This is a genomic window from Janthinobacterium rivuli (assembly GCF_009208735.1).
Lineage (GTDB): Bacteria > Pseudomonadota > Gammaproteobacteria > Burkholderiales > Burkholderiaceae_D > Janthinobacterium.
In genome coordinates this window covers 361,214-379,869 of the sequence record NZ_WFLJ01000002.1, presented here as the reverse complement: position 1 = coordinate 379,869, position 18,656 = coordinate 361,214, and the positions used below count along the sequence as shown (strand labels likewise).

At 64.8% G+C, this 18,656-nt stretch carries 17 protein-coding genes; 9 read left to right on the top strand and 8 right to left on the bottom strand.

Going from position 1 to position 18,656, the window contains the following annotated elements:
- Positions 1 to 14: 14 nt before the first annotated feature.
- A complete protein-coding gene (locus tag GCN78_RS04240) occupies positions 15 to 1,415 on the bottom strand; it encodes an N-acetylmuramoyl-L-alanine amidase (protein ID WP_152250555.1) in 1,401 nt (466 codons plus the stop codon).
- Complete coding sequence (gene tsaE, locus GCN78_RS04235) at positions 1,379 to 1,867, bottom strand: tRNA (adenosine(37)-N6)-threonylcarbamoyltransferase complex ATPase subunit type 1 TsaE (protein WP_152250554.1); 489 nt, start codon at positions 1,865 to 1,867, stop codon at positions 1,379 to 1,381. The genes GCN78_RS04240 and tsaE overlap by 37 nt, the downstream gene beginning before the upstream one ends.
- A gap of 78 nt (positions 1,868 to 1,945) precedes the next feature.
- Here tsaE and queG point away from each other — a divergent pair, with 78 nt between their 5' ends.
- The gene (gene queG / locus GCN78_RS04230) at positions 1,946 to 3,037 is read left to right on the top strand and encodes a tRNA epoxyqueuosine(34) reductase QueG (protein ID WP_152250553.1); all 1,092 of its coding nucleotides are present in this window, start codon (positions 1,946 to 1,948) and stop codon (positions 3,035 to 3,037) included.
- A 24-nt stretch (positions 3,038 to 3,061) separates the two neighbouring features.
- On the opposite strand, the gene GCN78_RS04225 is transcribed toward queG, so the two are convergent.
- Positions 3,062 to 3,439, bottom strand: a complete 378-nt coding sequence (locus GCN78_RS04225; protein WP_226939453.1) for a DUF3052 family protein — start codon at positions 3,437 to 3,439, stop codon at positions 3,062 to 3,064.
- 229 nt (positions 3,440 to 3,668) lie between these two features.
- Between GCN78_RS04225 and GCN78_RS04220 the strand changes: the two genes are divergently transcribed.
- On the top strand, positions 3,669 to 4,226 hold the full coding sequence (locus GCN78_RS04220; protein WP_226939452.1) for a PadR family transcriptional regulator: 558 nt from the start codon (positions 3,669 to 3,671) through the stop codon (positions 4,224 to 4,226).
- 22 nt (positions 4,227 to 4,248) lie between these two features.
- A complete protein-coding gene (locus GCN78_RS04215; protein ID WP_152250550.1) occupies positions 4,249 to 5,076 on the top strand; it encodes a siderophore-interacting protein in 828 nt (275 codons plus the stop codon).
- 82 nt (positions 5,077 to 5,158) lie between these two features.
- Here GCN78_RS04215 and GCN78_RS04210 read toward each other — a convergent pair whose 3' ends face one another.
- Positions 5,159 to 5,743, bottom strand: coding sequence for a response regulator transcription factor (locus tag GCN78_RS04210; protein WP_034780029.1), 585 nt, complete (start codon positions 5,741 to 5,743; stop codon positions 5,159 to 5,161).
- A gap of 32 nt (positions 5,744 to 5,775) precedes the next feature.
- The gene (locus GCN78_RS04205) at positions 5,776 to 7,794 is read right to left on the bottom strand and encodes a sensor histidine kinase (protein WP_226939451.1); all 2,019 of its coding nucleotides are present in this window, start codon (positions 7,792 to 7,794) and stop codon (positions 5,776 to 5,778) included.
- A 136-nt stretch (positions 7,795 to 7,930) separates the two neighbouring features.
- Between GCN78_RS04205 and GCN78_RS04200 the strand changes: the two genes are divergently transcribed.
- The 6 genes from GCN78_RS04200 (at position 7,931) to GCN78_RS04175 (ending at position 13,028) form a co-directional block, all read left to right on the top strand.
- Positions 7,931 to 8,923 (top strand): TRAP transporter substrate-binding protein, encoded by a 993-nt coding sequence (locus GCN78_RS04200; protein WP_413465176.1) that lies wholly within the window; start codon positions 7,931 to 7,933, stop codon positions 8,921 to 8,923.
- A gap of 116 nt (positions 8,924 to 9,039) precedes the next feature.
- Positions 9,040 to 9,612 carry a TRAP transporter small permease gene (locus GCN78_RS04195; RefSeq protein WP_152250548.1) on the top strand — a complete coding sequence of 191 codons (573 nt, stop codon included), beginning with the start codon at positions 9,040 to 9,042 and terminating at the stop codon, positions 9,610 to 9,612.
- A complete protein-coding gene (locus tag GCN78_RS04190; RefSeq protein ID WP_070223052.1) occupies positions 9,609 to 10,889 on the top strand; it encodes a TRAP transporter large permease in 1,281 nt (426 codons plus the stop codon). The genes GCN78_RS04195 and GCN78_RS04190 overlap by 4 nt, the downstream gene beginning before the upstream one ends.
- Before the next feature lie 425 nt (positions 10,890 to 11,314).
- Positions 11,315 to 11,827: a methylated-DNA--[protein]-cysteine S-methyltransferase gene (locus GCN78_RS04185; RefSeq protein ID WP_152250547.1), complete on the top strand. Its 513-nt coding sequence runs from the start codon at positions 11,315 to 11,317 to the stop codon at positions 11,825 to 11,827.
- The gene (gene xerD, locus GCN78_RS04180; RefSeq protein ID WP_226939450.1) at positions 11,824 to 12,741 is read left to right on the top strand and encodes a site-specific tyrosine recombinase XerD; all 918 of its coding nucleotides are present in this window, start codon (positions 11,824 to 11,826) and stop codon (positions 12,739 to 12,741) included. The genes GCN78_RS04185 and xerD overlap by 4 nt, the downstream gene beginning before the upstream one ends.
- Positions 12,742 to 12,821: 80 nt before the next feature.
- Positions 12,822 to 13,028 carry a hypothetical protein gene (locus GCN78_RS04175; protein WP_102296696.1) on the top strand — a complete coding sequence of 69 codons (207 nt, stop codon included), beginning with the start codon at positions 12,822 to 12,824 and terminating at the stop codon, positions 13,026 to 13,028.
- 66 nt (positions 13,029 to 13,094) lie between these two features.
- Here GCN78_RS04175 and GCN78_RS04170 read toward each other — a convergent pair whose 3' ends face one another.
- From GCN78_RS04170 to GCN78_RS04160, 3 genes are read right to left on the bottom strand one after another with little or no spacing between them, the layout of a single operon-like run.
- Positions 13,095 to 14,372, bottom strand: coding sequence for a TolC family protein (locus GCN78_RS04170; protein ID WP_152250546.1), 1,278 nt, complete (start codon positions 14,370 to 14,372; stop codon positions 13,095 to 13,097).
- Complete coding sequence (locus GCN78_RS04165; protein ID WP_152250545.1) at positions 14,359 to 17,460, bottom strand: efflux RND transporter permease subunit; 3,102 nt, start codon at positions 17,458 to 17,460, stop codon at positions 14,359 to 14,361. The genes GCN78_RS04170 and GCN78_RS04165 overlap by 14 nt, the downstream gene beginning before the upstream one ends.
- Positions 17,453 to 18,577 carry an efflux RND transporter periplasmic adaptor subunit gene (locus GCN78_RS04160; protein WP_152250544.1) on the bottom strand — a complete coding sequence of 375 codons (1,125 nt, stop codon included), beginning with the start codon at positions 18,575 to 18,577 and terminating at the stop codon, positions 17,453 to 17,455. The genes GCN78_RS04165 and GCN78_RS04160 overlap by 8 nt, the downstream gene beginning before the upstream one ends.
- Between the last annotated feature and the right edge of the window lie 79 nt (positions 18,578 to 18,656).

Genomic DNA, 18,656 nt, shown 5'->3' with positions numbered 1-18,656 from the left:
GCTAGGCTTTCATGTCAGGTCAGGCGGCTTTTCGCCAGCGGCGGATTCTTGGCAAAGTAATTCTTGATGCCCGTGACGATGGCGTCGGCCATCTGGTCCTGGTAGCCGTTGTCGGTCAGCTTGGCTTCCTCTTCCGGATTCGAGATGAAGGCCGTCTCGATCAGGATGGAAGGGATGTCCGGCGCTTTGAGCACGGCGAAGCCGGCCTGCTCGACGGAACCCTTGTGCAGGCGGTTGATGCCGCCGATTTCGCGCAGCACGGCCTTGCCCAGCTTCATGCTGTCATTGATCTGCGCCGTCGTCGACAGGTCGAGCAGCACGCTGGCCAGCTGCTTGTCGTGGTTCTTCACGTTCACGCCGCCGATCAGGTCGGCCTGGTTTTCCTTGTTGGCCAGCCACCGCGCGGCCGTCGAGGTGGCGCCCTTTTCGGACAGCACGAAGACGGACGAGCCGCGCGCCGTCGGCTGGATGAAGGCGTCGGCGTGGATCGAGACGAACAGGTCGGCCTGCACCTTGCGCGCCTTTTCCACGCGCATGCCCAGCGGGACGAAGAAGTCGGCGTCGCGCGTGAGCATGACGCGCATGTTGGGCTGCAGTTCCAGCTTGGTCTTGAGGCGCTTGGCGATGGCCAGCACCACGTCTTTTTCGCGGCTGCCGCGGCTGCCCATGGCGCCCGGGTCTTCGCCGCCGTGGCCGGGATCGAGGGCGATGGTAATCATGCGCACCACCTTCTGGCCCGGCAGCGGGCGCGCTTCGGGGCGCTGTTCCGGGCGCAGTTCGGGTGCGGGCGGCGCGATGCTCGTCACCGGTGGCGTCACAGCGGCCACGGGCGGCTTGCCGCTCTCGGGCAGGGGTAGCGCGGGCGGCGGCGTATGCGTGTCGGACATCAAAGGCTTGGCCGGGTCGCTCGACCAGTCGCCCTTTTCGATCATCTGCGCGATCAGGTCCGGCTCGCGCACGGGATACAGATCGAAGATCAGGCGGTGGTTGTAGGAGCCGGCCGGCGGCAGGGTAAACAGCTGCGGCGTGACTTCTTCCTTCAGGTCGAACACCAGGCGCACCACGTTGGGCCGGTTCTGGCCCACGCGCACCTGCTTGATGTACGGGTCGTTCGACTGGATCTTCGCCACCAGGCCCTTCAAGGTGGGATTGAGTTCCAGCCCTTCGATGTCGACCACCAGCCGTTCCGGATCCTTGACGATGAAGTGGGTCGCCTTGAGGATGCTGTCGTTTTCCAGGGTGACGCGGGTGTAGTCCTCGGCCGGCCAGACGCGCACGGCGAGAATTTGCGCCGCCATCGCCGACATGGGCGCGAACACGGACAACAGCAGGGTGCCGCCGGCCTTGAGGACCGTGCGCCGGGTGATGGGCGAGGAGATCAAAGGTTCGGGGCGAATTTGAGACGGTGAAGGCATGACAGACCCAATTCAGAAGACGCTTGCAATTCTACATCACGTCCTGACCCCGCAACGTTCAAATAAACATTCAGGTCTGCCGGCGGCAGCACCGGTTCGGCTTTCTCTGGCCATTCGACGATGCAGATGTTGCGGCCATCGAAGTCTTCGCGAAAACCGGCGTCGAGGAATTCCTCGGCGCTGCCCATGCGGTACAGGTCGAAGTGGATGACGTTGACGCTCTGGCCGTCGAGCTGCACCGTGTACGGTTCGGACAAGGTGTAGGTGGGGCTTTTCACGTGGCCCGCATGGCCGGCCGCGTGCAGCAGCGCGCGCGTGAGGGCCGTCTTGCCGGCGCCCAGGTCGCCGTGCAGGTAGATCGCCAGGCCCGGCGCCAGCGCGCGCGCCAGTGCGGCGCCCAGCGCGGCGGTGCCGGCTTCGTCGTGGAGGTGGGCTTTGAAGTGTTCGGTCATTATCTTCCGTATCGCATAAAATGGAGGCTGCTGTCATTGTAACCGCCCGCGCGCCTGCCGTTTTCCGTAAAGTCCCCTATGTCCGCCACCGTCACCGATCTCGCCGTCCTGGCGCGCACCATTAAAGAATGGGGGCGCGAGCTGGGTTTTGCCGAGGTGCGCATCGCCGACGTCGACCTGTCGCACATGGAAGCACCCTTGCAAGCCTGGCTCGATGCAGGGTACCACGGTGAAATGGATTACATGGCCAGCCATGGCATGAAGCGCGCGCGCCCGGCCGAACTGGTGCCGGGCACGGTGCGCGCCATCAGCGCGCGCATGAACTACCTGCCGCCGGCGCTGGGACCGGACTGGCGCGCGCACGAGGCGGCGCGCGACGCCGACCCCGCGGCGGCCGTGATTTCCGTGTATGCGCGGGGCCGCGATTATCACAAGGTGATGCGTTCGCGCCTGCAGCAGCTGGCCGAGCGCATCAAGGGCGAGATCGGCGACTTCGGCTACCGCGTCTTCAGCGATTCGGCGCCCGTGATGGAAGTCGAGCTGGCGCAAAAGGGCGGCTTGGGCTGGCGCGGCAAGCACACCTTGCTGATCAACCGCCAGGGCGGTTCCTTCTTTTTCCTGGGCGAGATCCTCGTCGACGTGCCGCTGCCCGTCGACCCGCCGGAGACCCCGCGCTGCGGCCAGTGCTCGGCGTGCATCACGGTGTGCCCCACGCAAGCCATCCTGGGGCCGTACCAGCTCGACGCGCGCCGCTGCATTTCCTACCTGACGATCGAATTGAAGGGCGCCATTCCCGTCGAGATGCGCCCCCTGATCGGCAACAAGGTGTACGGCTGCGACGATTGCCAGACCGTCTGCCCGTGGAACAAGTTCGCCCAGCGCGCCGTGGTGCCCGACTTCGACGAGCGCCATAGCCTGGGCAGCGCGGGCATGGTGGAGCTGTTCGCCTGGACGGAAGAGGAATTCAACCGCCGCATGGAAGGCAGCGCGATCCGCCGCATCGGCCACGAACGCTGGCTGCGCAATCTGGCCGTCGGCATGGGCAACGCGGCCGCCAAGGCCCGGGGCCAGGCCGACATCGTCGCGGCCCTGCTGTCGCGCCGCGCGCATCCATCGGCCATCGTGCGCGAGCATGTCGAATGGGCGCTGGCGCTGCACGGCATCGTTTGACCCGCCGTTATAGCTGCGTTTAGTTTAAACCTGCTTCAGGCGCAGCGCCGACCACTCGCCGTCGATGGCGACCATCGCCACGCTGTCGAGCCCCACGCTTTGCGCATGGTCGCGGATATCGTCGCGCTGGATGTCGCTGCCCGCCTTCGCGCCGCCCTTGCGGTACGCCACCCACAGCGCGCCACCGGGCGCCAGGCGCGCCTGCGCCACGGGCAGGAAGCGCTCCAGTTCCACGCGGCTGCGCGCGAACAGCAATAGCCAGTCGGCGCTTTCTCCTTCGCTCGCCAGCTTTTCCGCCGGCAGCTGCGCCAGCAGGGCATCGTGCCCGCCGTCGTCATTGAGCACGGCCAGGGTCCTGGCATTTTTCACGTACATTTTTTCAGCAATGGTTTTGTCAGGCATGGCAGGGGCGTGGGCTGGGGAAAAGACCAGCATAACAAATTTTTCCTTGACTTATCGATATATCGTTATAAAATGTCGACACCTACTAACGATATATCTTTAAAGAGAAAACATGAGAAACTCACACCACACAGAACACGGCCACGGCGGCCATTACCATCGTCACGGCCATTGCGGCCAGCACCACCATCACGGCGAGCATCGCCACGAACACCGTCATGAATACTTCATGCATGGCCGCGGCCCGCGCGGCTTCGACGAGCGCGGTGATGGCATGGGCGGCATGGGCGGTGGTCCTGGCGGGCGCGGCGGGCGCGGCGAACGGGCCGAGCGCGTCTTCGGCCGCGGCGACCTGCCGCTGATCGTGCTGGCGCTGATTGAGATCAGCCCCCGTCACGGCTATGAAATCATCAAGGCCATCGAAGAGCGTTGCGGCGGCGCCTACGCCCCCAGCCCGGGCGCCGTGTATCCCACGCTGACCCTGCTGGAAGAGCAGGACCACGTGACGTCCTCCGAAAGCGCCAGCGGCAAGAGGCTCTACACGATCACGGACCTGGGGCGCGCGTATCTCGACGAGAACCGCGCCCAGGTGGACGGCATCCTGGCCCGCCTCGACATGTTTGCCCGCGTCCAGGCGAAAAACGCCTTGCCCGAGCGCGTGCGCCAGGCCATGCACACCCTCAAGCATGCGCTGTTGCTGAACAAGACCAACTGGAGCGAGGCGGAAGCCGAGCGCGTCTCCGCCGTGCTGGAACAGGCGGCGAACGCCATCGTCGACGGCCACTGAGCCCACTTTACAAGGACAAGCAATGACTGCTGCCTCACCTGCCACACCCCGCCCGCACGCCATCGAGCGCGTGCGGCACGACTTGAAACTGCGCGTGCTCACCGTCGCGCGCACCGAGCAGCTGACGCCCCACATGCGCCGCATCACCCTGGCGGGCGACGACCTGGATGGCTTTGTCTCGCCGGCGCATGACGACCACGTGAAACTGTTCTTCCCCGCTCCCGGCGAAGACACCCCCGTGTTCCCCGTGCTGGGCAATGGCGCCAATCCCATAGAGTATGCGGAAGGGCCGCGTCTCATCGCCCGCAACTACACGCCGCGCCGCTACGACGCCGCGCGGCGCGAGCTGGAAATCGACTTCGTGCTGCATGGCGACGGCCCCGCGTCGCTGTGGGCGGCGCAAGCCGCGCCCGGCCAGACCCTGGGCGTGGGCGGCCCGCGCGGCTCGATGCTGGTGCCGCTCGACTTTGACTGGTATGTGCTGGTGGGCGACCAGACGGCCTTGCCGGCCATCGCCCGCCGCCTGGAGCAGTTGCCGGCCACGGCGCGCGCGATGGCCGTGATCGAAATCGTCGAAGACGGCGAACAGATCGCCTTGGAGTCCGCCGCGCAGCTGGACGTGCGCTGGGTGGCGCGCCATGGCCGCAAGGGGCCGCTGCTGCTGGAAGAATTGGCGAAGGTCGCCTTGCCACAGGACGGTGACGGCTACGTGTGGGTGGCGTGCGAACATGCGCAGGTGCAGGGCTTGCGCGGGCATTTCATCGATGCCGGCGTGCCGAAACAGCACCTGCATGTGGCCAGCTACTGGAAGCATGGCGTGGAAGAGCACCATGAGCACCATGACAACTGATTAAAGCCGGGGTCAGACCCCCTCATGCGTCGACGTATGATATTACGTCGACGCGTTTGAGGGTCTGACCCCGGATTTCAACTTACTTTAACAACCCCGCCAGCTCCACCGCCGTCTTGACCTGCATCTTGTCGAAGATATGCGCGCGGTGCACTTCCACGGTGCGCATGCTGATGCCCAGCTTGTCGGCCACCACCTTGTTCATCTTGCCCGCCAAAATCAGGTCCAGCACTTCGCGTTCGCGCGTCGACAGGGTTGCCAGGCGCGCGTGCACGGCGGCCAGTTCGCCCGCCTGGCGCGAGTTGGCCAGACCCTGCTGCACGCGGTCCATCAGGTCGTTGTCGTTGAACGGCTTTTCAAAGAAATCGAAGGCGCCCCGTTTCAGGCTGTCGACGGCCATCGGCACGTCGCCGTGGCCGGTGAGGAAAATCACGGGCAGGCGCGCCGTCAGGTCGCGCTTGACCAGCTGGTCGAACAGGGCGATGCCGTTCATGTCGGGCATGCGCACGTCGAGCAGCACGCAGTCGCCGGCGGCGTCGAAGCTGCCGTCGAGGCTATCGAGGAATTGCTGGGCGCTGGCGTAGTTGCGCGCCTCGATGCTGCGCGAGGCGGCCAGCCAGGACAGGGAGTCGCGTACGACCTCTTCGTCGTCGATGATGTGTAACATGGTGTCTCCGGCTTGTCGTTATGCGTTATGCGTTAATGCGAGTGCGGCGCGCGCGGCGCGGCCGGCACGCTGAAGGTAAAGATCGTACCGCCAGCGGGGTTGGCGTTGAAGGTCAGCGCGCCGCCGTGAAATTCGATGGCGGTGCGGCAGATGTTCAGGCCCATGCCCATGCCTTCGGACTTGGTCGAGAAAAACGGCGAAAACAGCCGCTCGGCCACGTCCTGCGCAATGCCGTGGCCATGATCGATCACGTCCACCGTCACCATGCCTTGCTGCGCATCGTGACTGGCCCGCAGGCGCATGATACGCCGTCCCGGCGCCGCATCCTGCATCGCCTCGATGGCGTTGCGCGTCAGGTTCAGCAGCACTTGCTCGATCATCACGGGGTCGGCGCGCAGCAGCGGCAGGTCCGGCGGCAGCTCTTCCTGGATGGTGACATAGTATTTGCGCGCCTGCAGGTCGATCAGCGCGCGGATGCCGTCGATCAGGGTGCGGATGGCGATATCCTGGCGCTGCGGCTCGCTCTTGCGCACGAAATCGTGCACGCTACGGATGATCTGGCCGGCCCGCTGCGCCTGCGCGCTGGCCTGCTCCAGCGCCGGTTTCAGGGTGTTCGGCTCGACGGGGGCGCCGCTGTCGATGGCGCGGCGGATCAGGTTCAGCGCGCCCGTGGTGTAGCTGGAAATGGCCGCCAGCGGCTGATTCAATTCGTGCGCCAGCATCGACGCCAGCTCGCCCATGGTGGCCAGGCGCGAACTCGTTTGCAGCTTTTCCTGCTGCTGGCGATTCAGTTCCTCGACCCGCTTGCGGTCCGAGATATCGAGCACGGAACCCATCCAGCCTGTCTGCTGGCCGTTCTTGTCCACCAGCGGCGCTTCGAAGATCAGCACCGCCACGCGCGTGCCGTCGGGGCGCTGGAAATAGGTTTCGAACTGCGGCGTGGGATTGCCCGCCAGGGCCTTGACGAAGCGCTGCTGGTATTCCTCCAGCGCCTCGGGCACCCAGTAGGGCATGGGCGGCAGGCGGCCCAGGATTTCCTCGGGCGGATAGCCGACGATCTGGCAAAACGCGGGATTGACGTACGTGACTCTTCCTTCCAGGTCGCGCGCGCGCATGCCCGTCACCAGCGAGTTTTCCATCGCCGTGCGAAACAGCATCTGCTGGCGCAGCGCGCCTTCGGCCACCAGGCGGCGCGAAATATGCCGCCACAGGGCCAGCAAGCTCCACAGCAAACCCAGCGACAGGGCGATGACGGAGCCGACCAGCAGATTGGGCAGCAGCTTGGGCTGGCTTTTCACGCTGTCGGTAAACAGGGTGATGGTGGCGCCCGGCACGTCGAGCGCGCGCTTGTGCGTGTACACGCCGTGGCCGGGACCGGCGGCGGCGCGCCGCGCCAGCACCTTGTCGTCGCGGTCGATCAGGGAGATCTGGTTGTCCTGCGCGAACCACCACGGCACCATTTCATCGAGCAGGCTGCTGATCTGATAGGTGGCCACCAGGCTGCCCACGTAGCGCTGGCCATCGAACAGGGGCTGGTGGTAATCCATCAGCATGGCACCCGGCGGCGCGTCGGGAAAGCCGCTCTGCTGCGAAGGCTGGGCGTACTGGCCCCGGTGCAGGCGGCGCGCATTGTCGGCCGCCGTCAGCGAGGCCGGCGAAAACGCCAGCGCATGCGGCAGGCTATTGTCGCTCGTGGCCAGCACCTTGCCGCTGGTATCGAGCCACAGCACGCGCTGCAGTTCGCGGCCATTGCGCAACATCTGCTGCAGCCGCTCGTGCACTTTTTCCGCCGACAGGGTGCCGCTGGCGATGTCCACGCCCAGGTTGAACAGGCTTTCCTCGTTGCGCGCCAGCTGGAAACGGATGGTCTGTTCCACCCACAGGGTGTCGGCGATCAGCTGCTCCTGGCGCTCGTTGCTTTCCATCTGGCGCGCCTGCCAGGGCAGCCAGAACAGGATGGACAGGAACAGCAGCAGCAGGATGACGGGCAGCAGCCAGCGCATCGGGCTCGACAGCTTGAAACGGCGCGCAAAGGTGGGGGAGGTCGGCATGGCTGGCAGGGTAGCGGCTTATCGGGAGCCGGCTATTGTGGTTAACCACAATAGCCTTGGCAGTTTCTTTGGCACAATATTCAAGTAGACAAATAATAAAGTTTTTAAAAAAACCACTCAGGAGACAAAAATGCAGATGAAAACCATGTTCGTCGCGCTGTGCGCGGCCATCGGCGCCACCGCCGGCGTCCACGCTTACGCGCAAGCCCCCATCGTCATCAAGTTCAGCCACGTCGTGGCCACCGATACGCCGAAAGGCCAGGCCGCGGAACGCTTCAAGCAGCTGGCCGAGAAAGCCACAAATGGCAAGGTCAAGGTCGAACTCTACCCGAACAGCCAGCTGTACAAGGACAAGGAAGAGCTCGAAGCACTGCAGCTGGGCGCCGTGCAGATGCTGGCACCGTCGCTGGCCAAGTTCGGCCCGCTGGGCGTGAAGGAATTCGAAGCGTTCGACCTGCCCTACATCTTCCCCACCAAGACGGCGCTGTACAACGTCACCGAAGGCGAAATCGGCAAGAGCCTGCTGAAAAAGCTGGAACCCAAGGGTATCACGGGCCTGGCCTACTGGGACAATGGCTTCAAGGTGATGTCGGCCAACAAGCCGCTGCACACGCCGGCCGACTTCAAGGGCCTGAAAATGCGCATCCAGTCGTCGAAGGTGCTCGACGCGCAGATGCGCGCGCTGGGCGCCAACCCGCAGGTGCTGGCCTTCTCGGAAGTGTATCAGGCGCTGCAGACGGGCGTGGTCGACGGCACGGAAAATCCGCCGTCGAACATGTACACGCAAAAGATGCATGAAGTGCAAAAGCACGTGACCGTGTCGAACCACGGTTACCTGGGCTATGCCGTCATCGTCAACAAGAAATTCTGGGACGGTCTGCCGCCCGAGATCCGCACGCAGCTGGAAAAAGCCATGCGCGAAGCGACCACGTTTGAAAAAGCCATCGCCCAGCGCGACAACGACCAGGCGCTCGACGCCATCAAGAAAGCGGGCAAGACGCAGATATATACCCTGACGGTGCAGGAACAGGCCGAGTGGCGCAAGGCGCTGGCGCCCGTGCAGAAGGCCATGGAAGGGCGCATCGGCAAGGATCTGATCTCGGCCATCAACAAGGAAAGCGCGAAGTAACAGCGCTGGCCGCGCCACCCGGCGCGGTTGCCAGGGGCATCCCTGTCTTTCTGCAGCAACGGCACCTGCGCGTCCTGCGCGGGTGTCAGCGTACCCGCATTCTTTGAAAGTCCACCATGAAATTTCTGGATCACCTGGAAGAGTGGCTGATCGCGTCCCTGATGGGCGCCGCCACCTTCATCATCTTCGTCGCGGTCGTGCACCGCTATCTGGCAGGCTTGCCTATCCCCGGCCTGCAAGACTTCCTGATTCAAATCAATACCAGCTGGGCCCAGGAACTGTGCATCTACATGTTCGTCTGGATGGCCAAATTCGGCGCCGCGTACGGCGTGCGCACGGGCATCCACGTGGGCGTCGACGTGCTGATCAACCGCATGAACCCGCGCTGGCGCGACCGCTTCATCGTCTTCGGCCTGGGCGCCGGCGCCCTGTTTACGGGCATCGTGGGGACCTTGGGCGCCAGCTTCGTGTGGTCGATCGGCCACACGGACCAGACCTCGGCCGACATGGAAATCCCGATGTGGCTGGTCTACCTGGCCGTGCCGCTCGGTTCCTACCTGATGTGCTTCCGTTTCCTGCAGGTGATGGTGCATTTCATCAAGACGGGCACCTTGCCGAAACATGACCACTCGCACGTCGAGGGGCTGGAAGACGAATTGACGGCGGAAGAAAAAGGAGCCAAGGCATGAACGCGCTGATTATTTTTGTGTTGCTGCTGGCGCTGATGCTGACCGGCATGCCGATTTCCATTTCGCTGGGCCTGACGGTGCTCACCTTCCTGTTCACCATGACCAGCGTACCCATCGAATCGGTGGCCCTGAAGATTTTCACGGGCATCGAGAAATTCGAGATCATGGCCATCCCGTTCTTCATTTTGGCGGGCAACTTCCTCACGCATGGCGGGGTGGCGCGGCGCATGATCAACTTCGCCAGCTCCATGGTGGGCCACTGGCATGGCGGCCTGGCGCTGGCCGGCGTGATGGCGTGCGCGCTGTTCGCGGCCGTCTCCGGCTCCAGCCCCGCCACCGTGGTGGCGATCGGCTCCATCATCCTGCCGGCCATGGTCAAGCAGGGTTATCCGCGCGGCTTCGGCGCCGGCGTCATCACCACCTCGGGCGCGCTGGGTATTTTGATACCGCCATCGATCGTGATGGTGATGTATTCCGTCAGCACGAATACCTCGGTGGGCAAGCTGTTCATGGCGGGCGTGATTCCCGGCATGATGCTGGCCATGCTGCTGGGCCTGACCACGTGGTTCCTGGCGCGCAAGCACAACTATCCGCGCATGCAGAAGGCCAGCTGGGGCGAGCGCTTCGTCACGTTCAAGAAGAGCGCCTGGGGCCTGCTCCTGATCGTCATCGTCATGGGCGGCATCTATTCGGGCGCGTTCACGCCCACGGAAGCGGCCGCCATGGCTGCCGTGTATGCCTTCATCATCGCCGTCTTCGTCTACAAGGACTTGAAGATCAAGCAAGTGGGCAAGGTCTTGCTCGATTCGGCCGCCATGTCGGCGATGCTGCTGTACATCATCACGAATGCCGTGCTGTTCTCGTTCCTGATGACCAGCGAGAACATTCCGCAAGCGATGGCCGAATGGATCACGGGCAAGGGCCTGGGCGTGATCAGCTTCCTGCTGGTGGTCAACGTCTTGCTGTTGTTGGCTGGTAACGTCATGGAACCGTCGTCCATCGTGCTGATCATGGCGCCGATTCTGTTCCCCGTCGCCATGAAACTGGGCATCGACCCTGTGCACTTCGGTATCTTGATCGTGGTCAACATGGAGGTCGGCATGTGCCATCCGCCCGTGGGCCTGAACCTGTATGTGGCGTCCGGCATCACCAAGATGGGCATTTCGGAGCTGACCGTGGCCGTGATGCCGTGGCTGCTGACGATGCTGGCCTTCCTGGGCTTGATCACCTACGTACCACAAATCTCGCTGTGGCTGCCAAATTTAATTTACAACTAAAACAGTTGTCCCCGTCATGGTGCAAAAAAAGTCGATCCGGCCGAATAAATGCGCTATGATGGGCAGCCTTAAGGGGAAACACGTATATGCATATACGCCCAGGTAGCAAGGCTGAAAGACAGAATTGGCAATAAAGTTAGTGGGGGAGTGGTCTATAAAAACGGTATTGATACCGGGGATATATTGAGGAGACACACGTTTCACAGAAGTTGTTGAGTCATAGCTGTCTGCGGCCACAAGCCGGCACCGGCGGACCCAAACGACCGGGAACGTGAAGCAATATTTGAAGCGCACCGACTGGTGCGCTTTTTTTTCGTGCCGGGGAAACGTCCGCCGACACGCCCAAAGTCGGTGCATAATTCCCAAGGCGCTGTTTCCGGCGCCGGCAAGTTGCATATATGCCACACTTGAATAATGATCAGCAGATGAAAAAACAACAGGGCAGTGAACTGTTCAGCGCCATCATGGCCGCGCCGTTCGGCGCCATGGGCGTGCGCGCGCAGGACGGCCAGCTATGCGAACTGGTCTACCTGCCGCCGCACTTCGACGAGAAGGCGCCGCAGGATGCCGTCTCCGAGCGCGCTTGTGTGCAGCTGACGCGCTATTTCCACGATCCCGATGCGCCGTTCGACCTGCCGCTGGCAGGCTTGGGCAGCGCCTACCAGCAACGCGTATGGACGGCGATCGCCGGCATCCCGCGCGGCCAGGTGCGCACGTATGGCGACGTGGCGCGGCTGATCGGCTCGGCCCCGCGCGCCGTGGGCCAGGCATGCGGCGCCAACTGGTTTCCCGTGGTTATCCCCTGCCACCGCGTCACGGCCGCTGGCGGCCTGGGCGGCTTTGCGCACCACGACGACGCGACGGGATTCCACCTGGGCGTGAAGCGCTGGCTGCTGGCGCATGAAGGCGTGGCGCGCATGGGGTGCTCAACACGATGATGAACAGCCTGCTGGCACCGGACAACGCCACCCTGATCGATGAATTCTGCGACAGCCTGTGGCTGGAAGACGGCCTGTCGAAAAACTCGCTGGACGCCTACCGGCGCGACATGCGCTTGTTTGCCCGCTGGCTGGAAGTGAACCGGCCCGGGCGCGAGGGCCTGTACGAGGTATCCACGGCCGACATCGAGGCGTATTTCGCCGCCCGCCACGACGAGAGCAAGGCGACGTCGTCGAACCGGCGCCTGTCCGTGCTCAAGCGTTTTTACCAGCTGGCCCTGCGGCACAAGCATATCGCCGCCGACCCGTGCCTGAAGATGGTCTCGGCCAAGCAGCCGGCGCGCTTCGTGCACACCTTGAGCGAAGCGCAAGTCGAGGCCTTGCTGGCGGCGCCCGACGTGAGCACGCCGCTGGGCTTGCGCGAGCGCACGATGCTCGAACTCATGTACGCGAGCGGCTTGCGCGTGTCGGAACTGGTGGACTTGAAATCCGTGGAGCTGAGCCTCAACGATGGCGTGCTGCGCATCACGGGCAAGGGCAGCAAGACGCGGCTGGTGCCGTTCGGCGAACAGGCGCGGCTGTGGATCGAGCGCTACCTGAAGGAAGCGCGCGGCGTCATCCTCGACGGCCAGATGGATGATGCGCTGTTCGTCACGCGGCGCGGGGGCGCCATGACGCGGCAAATGTTCTGGGTCATCATCAAGAAACACGCGCTGAGCGCCGGCATCACGGCGCCGCTGTCGCCGCACACCCTGCGCCATGCGTTCGCCACGCATTTGCTCAACCATGGCGCGGACTTGCGTGTTGTGCAATTGTTACTGGGTCACTCCGATATTTCCACCACGCAGATTTACACGCATGTGGCCCGCGAACGGCTGAAACTGCTGCATGCGCAGCATCATCCGCGAGGCTAAACATTTGGTGTTTGGTTCAATTACGTCATAATGTGCCTTATGTGCTTATCTGTAACATCTAAAAACTAAAGAGGTAGTAAATGGCCAAGACAAATTTCCAATACGAAAAACGGCAAAAAGAGCTGGAAAAGAAGAAGAAAGCCGAGGAAAAAGCCAGGCGCAAGCTGGAAGCGAAGAACAATCCGAAGCCGGCCGATGGCAGCGAAGGCGATGAGCCGGAAGCGGACGACGCCGACGTCGACGCCGATCCGGCCGCCGAAGGCGACGCGCCCGCCCAGCCCCAGTAATTCCCCGTTCCCGACGACCGGTGCGGCATCGCCGCGCCGGTATCCCCTCGTTTTCCTTTCCTCCCGCTACAAACGCGGCCGCTGGCCAAGCGCCAGTTGCAGTTGCGTGCTGGCGATGGCCGCATCGGCGCGCGCCTGCACATAGCCCTGGTACGCCTCATCGGCCGAACGCTGCGCCGCCAGCCATTCCAGCAGCGTGGCATTGCCTTTGACGTAGGACAGGCGCATGCCATCGACCACCTTTTGCGCATCGACCAGCACGCCGTCGCGGTAGCGCGCCAGCCTGTCCTGCGCCGCCCGCAGCTGGCGCTGCGCCGTGCGCACTTGCGTTTCCGCTGTCAGTTCCGCCTGGCGCAGGGCCAGCATGGCCTGTGTCACGCCGGACTCCGCCTGCACGATGTCGCCCTTGTCGCGACGCGAGAGGGGGATGGGGATGGCCAGCGAGAGGCTCAATGCGCGTGAGCGCGGTGACCCGTCGACGGGATTGCCGCTGGCGTCAAATCCGTCGTGATCGCCGCGCGCGGCGGCCAGGCCCACGGTGACGGTCGGGTCGACGGCGCGGTTGGCGCGCACCAGGGCCGCGCCATCGCGCAGATTGTCCAGGATGGCGCGGGCGATGCGCACGTCGCTGCGTTCGCGCAGCGCCTGCGGCACGAGGGTGCTGGTTTCGCCGCCCGCAAACGCGGCGAAGTCACAGGCCAGCTGCGCGTCCGGAAACAGGCTGTCGAACTGGCGGCCCAAGGGCGGCGACAAATTCAACATGGCGCTGTCGGCTTCGCTGCGCGCCTGCGCCAGGTCGGCCTGGAACTGGTCGCGCTCCACGCGCGATTGCAGCAGCTCGATGCCGCCCACGTCGCCCGCCTTGCGCCGCACGGCGTTCGCCTCGACCACCTTCGACAGGGCCGCCATGGTCTGTTCCTTGCGCGCGGTGACGTCGCGCGTGCGGCACGCTTCCGTGAACGCGGCCGCGGCCGTGCCATACAGTGCGCTCCTGAAACCTGCCACCGTTTCCTCGGCCAGCGCGACATTGCTGTGCGCTGCTTTTAATCGCGCGGCGCGCTTGCCGCCCGTCTCGATGGCCATGCTGATGGCCGGATTCCACGTGATGGGGCGGTGCTCGACGCTGCGCACCGTCTCGCGCGTGGCGCCCAGCGTGAATTCCGGGTCGGGACGCAGACCGGCGATGCCGATGCCGGCCTTGGCCGACGTGATGCCTTCCTGCTGCGCCTGCAGTTCCAGGCTGTGGCTTTCCACGGCGGCCAGGTAGCTTTCAAAACTCAAGGGCGCGGCGAAGGCGCAGGGGGCCAGCAGCCAGGCCGCCAGCAGTACATTAAAACGTGTCATGGTTTACTCCTTTGTCGGTCTGGCGCTTGTGTACGTGCGCCTCGATCAGGTAATACAGGGCCGGCAACAGCAGCAGGGTCAGCGCCGTCGCCGTCACCAGGCCGCCCACCACGACGGTGGCCAGCGGGCGCTGCACGTCGCTGCCCAGGCTAGTCGCCAGCATGGCGGGCGTCAGGCCCAGGGCGGCCACGGTGGCCGTCATCAGCACGGGACGCATGCGGTCGCGCGCACCCTCCAGCACGGCCTCGCGCAAGCTTTTCCCCTCGCCGCTGCGCAAGCGGTTGATCTGCGCCAGCATCAGCACGGCATTCAGGACGGCCACGCCGAACAGGGCGATGAAGCCGACGGCGCTCGACACATTCAAGGTCATGCCGCGCAGGTGCAGCGCGGCCAGGCCGCCCAGCATGGCCAGCGGCACGGCCAGCAAGACCAGCGCGGGCTGGCGCAGGTTGCGGAACTGGCCAAACAGCAGCAGGAACATGGCGCCCAGGGTCATCGGCAGGATCAGGGCCAATCGGCTTTGCGCGCGCTGCAGGTTTTCGAACTGGCCGCCCCATTCGACGCTGATGCGCTGGTGCTCGCCCGCCACGGCTTGCGCCACGCGCGGGCGCGCCTCGGCCAGGAAACCGGCCAGGTCGCGTCCGCGGGCATTCAGGCGCACGATGATGTGGCGCCGTCCCATCTCGCGCACGATCACGCTTTCGCCCGAGGTGGTGCCGATGGTGGCCACCTGCGCCAGTGGAATCCTCGCGCCGTTGGCGGCGGTGAGCTTCAGGCTGGCGATGGCGTCCGGGCTGGAACGCGTGGCCGGCGGGAAGCGCACGGCGATGTCGTAGCTTTTCTCGCCCACGTAGACCTGGCCGATGGGCGCGCCGCCGATGCCGGTGGCAATCAGGTCGGCCACGTCGGCCGCGTTGATGCCGTAGCGGGCCGCTTTTGCCCTGTCCAGTTCCACCTTCAGGTTGGGCAGCGGCGGCTCCACGTCCACCGCCACGTCGGAGGCGCCGGGGATGGTCTTCAGGACATTTGCCACCTTGCCGGCGATGGCGCGCACTTCATCGAGGTCGTTGCCGAAGATCTTCACCGTCAGGTCGCTGTGCGCGCCCGACAATTTATCCTGCACGCCATCGATCATCGGTTGCATGAAGGCCACCGTGACACCGGGCATGCGGGCGAAGCGCGCGTTCATTTTCGCGATCAGCTGCTGCTTGCTCATGCCCGACTTCCAGCTCTTGTACGGATGCAGGCCCACGCTCGCTTCGATATGCGACGGCGTCCAGTAATCGGTGCCGTCGTCGTTGCGCCCCGTTTGCGTGACGATGGTCGACACTTCCGGAAACTCCAGCGCGGCGCGGCGCAGTTCGCTGGCCATCTCCGACGCCTTGTCCAGAGTGATCCCGGGCGGCATCTGCACCTGCAGCCACAGCGAACCTTCATCGAGGTAGGGCAGGAAGTCGCGCCCGATGCTCGCGCCCAGGATGGCAAGCGCCGCGAGCGATCCGGCGCACACCATCGCCACCCAGCGCTTCCTGCCGACCATGCGCTCGAGGAAGCGCCCATACGCGGCCGCCAGCTTGTCCAGCACGCGGTTGTGGAAGGTGCGGCGCGGCTTGCGCAAGGCCAGCCAGGCCAGGCCCGGTATCAGCACCAGCGCCACCACCAGCGCGCCCACCAGCGCCGCGCCCACCGCATACGCCATGGGCGAAAACAGCTTGTACTCGATGCGCTGGAAGGCGAACAGGGGTAAATAAGCGGCGATGATGACGGCCATGCCGAACATGATGGGACGCGCCACCTGCAGGGTCGCCTCGATGGCGTCGTGCAGGGTGAGGGGCCGCTCCTGTTCGCGCTCGCGGCGGCGCAGCATGTTTTCCAGTACCACCACGGAACCGTCGACGAGGATGCCGAAGTCGATCGCCCCCAAGGACAGCAGGTTGGCGGGAATTTTAAAGTGGTGCATGAAGATGAAGGCGATCAGCAGGGCCAGCGGAATCGTCAGCGCGACGATGGCGGCCGCGCGCGGGCTGCCCAAAAACAGCAGCAGCACCAGGGCGACCAGCAGCATGCCTTCGCTCAAGGTATAACTGACCGTGTGCAGGGTGGCGTCGATCAGCGAGCTGCGGTCCAGGTAAGGCACGACCTTGACGTCCTTCGGCAGCACATTGGCGTTCAAGTCATCGACGGCCGCATGGATGCCGGCCAGCGCCTCGGACGGATTGAAATCCTTCAGCAGCAGGGTGATGCCTTCGATGGTGTCGGGGTTGTCATCCTTGCCGAGGATGCCGCGCCGTTCCACGTTGCCGTAGGCGAGCTTGCCCAGGTCCTTCACCAGCACGGGCACGCCGTCCTTGCTGCTGACGACGACGTTGCCCATGTCGTCGAGCGAATGCAGCAAGCCCACGCCGCGCACCACGTACGATTGCTGGCCGCGGTCGATGACGCTGCCGCCGCCGCTGATGTTGTTGGCGTTGATGGCGTCCTTCACCTGGGCCAGCGAGAAACCGTAGCTGTCCAGTTTTGCGGGATCGAGTTCCAGCATGAATTGCGTCGTCAGGCCGCCGAAATTGCTGACGTCCGCCACGCCGCGCACCTGCTGCAGGCGCGGGATCACGGTCCAGAACTGCAGTTCGGACAGTTCGCGCAAGCTGCGTGATGTCGATTCCAGCGTGTAGCGGTAGATCTCGCCTGTCGGCGAGGTATAAGGATCGAGCCCCGGCTTGGCGTCGTACGGCAGGTTCACGCTGGCGAGCCGCTCCTGCAGCCGCTCGCGCGTGAAGTAGCCATCGCTGCCATCCTCGAACACGACCGTGATCAGCGACAGCGCGAACAGGCTGCGCGTGCGCAGCACGTGCATGCCGGGCGTACCCAGCAGGGCGCGCTCGAGCGGAATGGTGATCTGCTGCTCGATTTCCTCGGCGCCCAGGCCCGGCACCTGCGTGACGATTTGCGAAGTGACGTCGGCGATGTCGGGATAGGCTTCGATGGGCAGCTGCTTCCAGCAATACACGCCGTAGGCGGCGACGAACAGCAGTACCAGCCAGACGATGCCGCGCCGCTGGCAGCAGGTGGCGATGAAACGGTCAATCATTGAGCAGCACTCCTTCCTTGACGACGATGCGTTCGCCCGCGCGCAAGCCCGAGACGATTTCCACCTGGTCTCCATGGCTGGCGCCCACTTCCACCATGCGCGGCGTGAACACCAGCGCGCTGCGCTCGACCATCACGCGCGTCGATGGCCCGCTTTGCAGCACGGCGGACGCGGGCACGAGGAGGGCGCGGCGGGGCGCGCCGGCGAATCCCGCGTGGGCGAACATGCCGGGCTTGAAGGCGCCGGCGCGGTTGTCGATGGCCACGCGTACCTTCACCGTACGCGTCTCGGGATCGAGCACGGCGCCCACGTACGCGACCTTGCCTTCGAAGTTTTTTCCGGGCCAGGCGTCGACGGCGATGCGCGTCTTTTGTCCCACCGCCACCTGCGCCAGGTCCCTTTCTGCCACGTTGGCCGACAGCCACACGGTGGACAGGTCGGCCACCGTCATGACGGGCGCGTTGATATCGTTCCAGTAGCCGCCCTGGGCGCCTTCCATGGCGATCACGGTGCCGGCGATCGGCGAGCGCAAGACGTAGTCGCGGCGCGAACCGCGCGCGTCGGCGCCGTACTGGGCCAGCTTGTCGGCGCTGGCCCGGGCGTCGCTGCCGGCCTGCGCAAAGGCTGCCTGGGCCGCCTCGTACTCCTTGCGCGCGGCGATGTCCGCCTCGAACAGGGTTCTCTGGCGTTCCAGTTCCTGGCGCGCCTGCAGCAGGACGGATTTCGCCTTGCTGTCGTCCGCGTAGGCGGCGCTCAGTTCCGCGGAATCGAGCGTGAACAGCGGATCGCCCGCCTTCACGCTGTCGCCCAGCGCGCGCTGCAAGCGCGTGATGCGCCCGGCCAGGGGCGGCGTGATCTTCACCAGTTTTTCCGGCATGGCCTCGATGCTGCCCGGCGCTTCCGTCTGCGTGGCGATGTCCTGTTCCTGCACGGCGGCGATCCGCAGGCGCTGGCGCAGCGGCGACAGCTTGTCGACGGCGATGCTGCCGTCGTCCAGATGCGTCGCTTGGGCGGGCGGGGTGGCCGCTGGCGTCGGCTTGGCGCAGCCGGCCAGGGCCGAGCAGGCGAGAGCGAAGGCGCAGCTGGCGCCCAGGGCGTTGCGGGTGGTCGTGTTCATCCCGTGTTTCCTTGTTATTGATGGTGAGGGGGCATGCGTGGATGCCGTGCCCAGGCGGGCGGTCAGAAGGGGGCGCGGG

What these genes read in the sequence shown, in the direction of transcription:
- GCN78_RS04225 (WP_226939453.1), bottom strand. Translation starts at nt 3,439, where the DNA reads ATGCCTGACAAAACCATTGCTGAAAAAATGTACGTGAAAAATGCCAGG.
- GCN78_RS04165 (WP_152250545.1), bottom strand. Translation starts at nt 17,460, where the DNA reads ATGATTGACCGTTTCATCGCCACCTGCTGCCAGCGGCGCGGCATCGTC.
- tsaE (WP_152250554.1), bottom strand. Translation starts at nt 1,867, where the DNA reads ATGACCGAACACTTCAAAGCCCACCTCCACGACGAAGCCGGCACCGCC.
- GCN78_RS04175 (WP_102296696.1), top strand. Translation starts at nt 12,822, where the DNA reads ATGGCCAAGACAAATTTCCAATACGAAAAACGGCAAAAAGAGCTGGAA.
- GCN78_RS04200 (WP_413465176.1), top strand. Translation starts at nt 7,931, where the DNA reads ATGAAAACCATGTTCGTCGCGCTGTGCGCGGCCATCGGCGCCACCGCC.
- GCN78_RS04160 (WP_152250544.1), bottom strand. Translation starts at nt 18,577, where the DNA reads ATGAACACGACCACCCGCAACGCCCTGGGCGCCAGCTGCGCCTTCGCT.
- GCN78_RS04220 (WP_226939452.1), top strand. Translation starts at nt 3,669, where the DNA reads ATGCATGGCCGCGGCCCGCGCGGCTTCGACGAGCGCGGTGATGGCATG.
- GCN78_RS04170 (WP_152250546.1), bottom strand. Translation starts at nt 14,372, where the DNA reads ATGACACGTTTTAATGTACTGCTGGCGGCCTGGCTGCTGGCCCCCTGC.
- queG (WP_152250553.1), top strand. Translation starts at nt 1,946, where the DNA reads ATGTCCGCCACCGTCACCGATCTCGCCGTCCTGGCGCGCACCATTAAA.
- GCN78_RS04195 (WP_152250548.1), top strand. Translation starts at nt 9,040, where the DNA reads ATGAAATTTCTGGATCACCTGGAAGAGTGGCTGATCGCGTCCCTGATG.
- GCN78_RS04240 (WP_152250555.1), bottom strand. Translation starts at nt 1,415, where the DNA reads ATGCCTTCACCGTCTCAAATTCGCCCCGAACCTTTGATCTCCTCGCCC.
- GCN78_RS04205 (WP_226939451.1), bottom strand. Translation starts at nt 7,794, where the DNA reads ATGCCGACCTCCCCCACCTTTGCGCGCCGTTTCAAGCTGTCGAGCCCG.
- GCN78_RS04210 (WP_034780029.1), bottom strand. Translation starts at nt 5,743, where the DNA reads ATGTTACACATCATCGACGACGAAGAGGTCGTACGCGACTCCCTGTCC.
- GCN78_RS04215 (WP_152250550.1), top strand. Translation starts at nt 4,249, where the DNA reads ATGACTGCTGCCTCACCTGCCACACCCCGCCCGCACGCCATCGAGCGC.
- xerD (WP_226939450.1), top strand. Translation starts at nt 11,824, where the DNA reads ATGATGAACAGCCTGCTGGCACCGGACAACGCCACCCTGATCGATGAA.
- GCN78_RS04190 (WP_070223052.1), top strand. Translation starts at nt 9,609, where the DNA reads ATGAACGCGCTGATTATTTTTGTGTTGCTGCTGGCGCTGATGCTGACC.
- GCN78_RS04185 (WP_152250547.1), top strand. Translation starts at nt 11,315, where the DNA reads ATGAAAAAACAACAGGGCAGTGAACTGTTCAGCGCCATCATGGCCGCG.